This window comes from Kitasatospora nipponensis, assembly GCF_039528135.1.
Classification (GTDB): domain Bacteria; phylum Actinomycetota; class Actinomycetes; order Streptomycetales; family Streptomycetaceae; genus Kitasatospora; species Kitasatospora nipponensis.
Genome location: NZ_BAAALF010001017.1, coordinates 1 through 558, shown reverse-complemented (window position 1 = coordinate 558; position 558 = coordinate 1). Strand labels below are relative to the sequence as shown.

Sequence of the window (558 nt, the reverse complement as noted above, 5' to 3'; positions counted from 1 at the left end):
GATCGGCATCCCGGTGTCCCGCAGACACCGCAGCACCCCGAGCCAGGCCAGGTCCTCCGCGCTGAACCGCCGGTGCCCGCTGGCCGACCGCTGGACGTCCCCCAGCAGCCCGATCTTCTCGTAGTACCGCAGGGTGTCCAGGCTGAAGCCGGACTCCTCGACCGCCTGAGCGGGCGTCAGAAATGTCGCTGTGGTCATGGCGTCATCATCACCCGGGGCGGGAGCGGCCTCTTCAAGATTTGATTCGTACACGTCAAACTGTGGCGGGTGGGCTGATCCGCGTTCAGTGGAGGTGGTGACTGGGCGCACCTTGCGAAGCCTTTCAGTGCAGGGTACGTAGACCGCGGGAGCGTAGAGCGAACGCTAGTGCACCGCCTGAATCGAATTGGCTTCGATGGGTGGATTTGGCCCGATCCGGCGAGGGGTTGTAATCGGATCGGAATACCGGTCGGCTTGTACCGGAAAGTAGACATGCTCACGCCGTTGACCTCGGACTCCATCCTTCCGGATCCGAACGGACGCGCACCGGAGGGGCCTTCGGGGCCCGTTAGGATGTCC

Annotated in this window: 1 protein-coding gene; it reads right to left on the bottom strand. The window is 64.2% G+C overall.

All coding sequences use genetic code 11. From position 1 onward, the window contains the following. Window positions 1-198: MerR family transcriptional regulator (locus ABD323_RS44635; protein ID WP_344447684.1), on the bottom strand; the 198-nt coding region annotated here is incomplete at its 3' end. Between the last annotated feature and the right edge of the window lie 360 nt (window positions 199-558).